Annotated in this window: 1 protein-coding gene; it reads right to left on the bottom strand. The window is 42.1% G+C overall.

The annotated features are described in order from the left end of the window. Nucleotides 1-3,394, bottom strand: a 3,394-nt coding sequence (locus IAE45_RS18340) for a phage tail tape measure protein (protein ID WP_200143158.1), incomplete at both ends; no start/stop codon positions are given.

Below are 3,394 nucleotides of genomic sequence, written 5' to 3'. Positions count from 1 at the left end.
AACCAATTCTTTGTATAATGGTCCTGATTGATCATTTACGATCATATCTCCACCCGGGTGGTAATTTGTTCCTTTGGCATTTGGAATAGCTGTTTGTCCTGTTCTTCTCCCACGATATTCCACATCGATTACAACATTCTTGCTATATACTTGAGCAATTTCGTTCTTTGCTTGTGTAACCTGTGAATAATCTGCTGTTGCATGTAGGTGCTTCGCTCCAACTCTGGTTTCGTTGTAAAGATTTAATTTACCACGTGCCTGATCAAAGTTATTTACGGCATTTGTGTTATTTCCTAATAGTTTTTTCAATGCTGGTGGAAGTTTATTATATTCTTCAAGTGCTGCTTTCGTTTGATCAACTGTTAGTTTTGCTGGATCGTCCGCAATTAGTGTTTTTAATTGTGGGGAAAGTCCATTCCATTCTTCAAGCTGACCGTTGGATTCCATCAGCTTGTATACTGCGTCTGCGTTAGTTACTCCTAGTAATTTCCTGTCTGCATTGTACTGATTCCACATACCTAGTTTTTCAATGGTATCGTAAAGTTGTAGTTTAGCTTCATCACCATCCACTAAAAGTTGTTGTTCCGTCAAATAAAGTTCATTCCACTTTCCAGATTCACCCATTGCGATTGCAATTTCTTCTTTAGCGTTTGTTGAAATATCTGCATTCTTAGCAATGAACCGCAATTGTTCCCAACCTTCATAGGTAGAAGACATATCCTTTAACACATCAGCCATGTTGGTACGAACTTCTCCAGTTTTAGGATCAAGAGCCAAGCTATTCCACTGCATATCGGCTTCGTTAGTGCCTTTTGCTAACATGTCTAGATTTTCGCTTGTAGAATTTACGCTTGCGTTTACAAGTTGAGATACTTCGTCAACTGTCCATCCGTACATTTCCCAAACGCCAGCCATATCTTGAAGACTAAAGCCTTGCTCCAGTCCTAATTTTGCATAGCCTAGGATCATGGCCTCCATTGTCTGATCATGCGTTTTTTCTAGCTTGTCCATTTCAACTTTATAGGCTTGTGTATTTTTGCCCCAAATCTCAGCAATAGATTTCTTCTGCTTTTCATAAGATTCCTGCTCATCATTCATAGCGCTTTTTACGTTTTTAGCACGCTCTTGTAGCTGTTTTGTTGATAGCTTGGATAAATCATCCTGATACGCTGTTTCGATGGCTAACCGCTGATCTTTGGAGAAACCCGCTTGTTCTAGTTGTTTATCAGAAAGTTGCTTATAGTTAGCTTCAATATACTGGCGTTCTTGGTCTGATAAATCACGGTTGTTTTTGCTAGCGTTTGTTAGTATTTCATTTATTCTATCTACACGTTTCTGTGCTTGTTGGATCAACGCCTCGTTGACCTGCTCTTCATAAGCTATTGCTTTATCAGCTTTCGCTTTAGATTCCGGATCTTTCAAATTTTCTGCAGCTGCTTTTTTTCGTTCAATTTCTTTATCCATTGCCGCTTGAATTGAATCTACAATTTCTTGATTTGCCGTTATAGCTTTATCAGCAGAACCTCGTACACCGTCTGCATATTCATTTACATAGCTTACTGCTTTATCTCTTAGTTCATAAGACTTTGAAATAACTTTGTCTTGTTCTTCAGTTACAGCAGTTCCCCACTTGGCTCCAGCTAGTTGGTGCTCATCATAGGCTTTTTTGCCAAGGTATACTGCACCAGCAATTGCACCTAGCGCCACAACTCCTATAGCGATTGGACCAGCCAAACCAGCGATAGCAGTTCCCATTCCTGCTAGTCCGCCAGCGGCCGCTCCGGCAGTTCCAGTTCCAACAGCAGTTGTTGCTGCAGTACCTACTCCTGTGATTGAAGTTGCTAAACCAGCAATTGCCTTTTTCTCAGCGGCAGACGCTACAAGTTTTACAATTCCTGTAGATAATTTGCCCACACCTTTCGTAACTGATCCGATGGTAGAGATACCCCCACCGAGCAACTTGAGTGCTGGACCGGCAGCTGCAGCCATAAGACCCCATTTGATAATGTTTTGCTGTTGTTCTTTATCTAAAGAACTAAAGGCTTTAGCCATGTCACCAAAGCTCTTGATCAGCGGTTTTGAAGCTTCCAAACCATCTCTTAATGCGTCAACTAGTGGTCCCCCGAATTCAATTGCCGCATCCACGGCTTCATTTCGCAACATTTTGAGTTTTGACTCTGTTGTTTCATATCGTGTACCAGCTTCATTGGTTAAAGCGGTATTCTCTTCCCAAGCTTGTGTTGACATGTCAACTGCACCAGAAAGTGTGTCAGAAGCTAAAGCTAAGGACTTGAGCATATTCGATTGGCGAACACCACTTAAGCCCATTTCATCAAGCATTAATGTTGCAGATTCACCTTTTCCGTCTAGCTCACCTAAGCCTTTGATGAATGACTGTATCGCTTCAATAGGTTTTTCATTCCATTGCTTAGCAAATTCACTCGATGACATGCCGGCAACTTTTGCAAACTGGTCTAAACTATCCCCACCTTCAACAGCTGCTTTTTCAATGGCCGTCAAAGTTTGGGTCATAGCTGTTCCACCAGCCTCAGCTTCGATACCAACTGAACTCATCGCGGTAGCTAATCCGAGTATCTCTTGATTACTTAGACCAGCCAGTGTACCTGCGGAAGCTAATCGATTTGCCATCTGAACAATATCTGCTTCTGTTGTGGCGAAATTATTTCCCAATGCAACGACAGACGATCCAAACCTTTGATACTCACTAGATGTCATTCCGGTAATATTCGCTATTTTGGCAATTGCGGTAGCTGCCTCTTCAGCGGATAGGTTTGTAGATTCACCCATATCAATCATGGTTTTAGTAAAAGCTGTAATATCTTGCGTTTGAATTCCTAGTTGCCCGGCAGCTTCTGCTACAGCTGCAATTTCGCTGTGAGTCGAAGGTAATTCTTTTGCCAACCCTCTTAAACTAGCTTCCAGATCGTCATAAGAGTAAACAACGTTACCATTGCTATCTACAACTTCATCCGAGGTCTTCTTAACACCGGCAAACGCTGATTCCCAATCGATAGCCGCTTTAGTAACTGCTGTGGCACCGGCGACGATAGGTGCAGTTACACCAACTGTTAAAGCAGTTCCAGCTTTGGAAACCATACCGCCGAACTTTTGAATCTTTTCGCCTTGTTTAATATAGGCATCACCGTGCTGTTTTAGCCAACCGGTAACGCCTTGTGTTTCAACTTGCATTCTAGCGAGCTGACCTGCAGTATTTTGTAACTGCAGTTTATAGTTCGCCAATTTACCGTTAGCATCTTGTAACTGATTAGCTAGCCGCTTCGTGGAATCCGTTGCTTTTCCGTCAACGAATGAACCATCATAAGCTTTCTTGAGGGCGGACACTTGGTTTTCTTGTGCTTTGATAATCTGTGTT

It is taken from the genome of Enterococcus sp. S53 (assembly GCF_016516865.1).
Taxonomy (GTDB): Bacteria; Bacillota; Bacilli; order Lactobacillales; family Enterococcaceae; genus Enterococcus_D; species Enterococcus_D innesii.
Note: the sequence above shows the minus strand (reverse complement) of the source record. Positions and strands in the feature narration are given on the sequence as shown.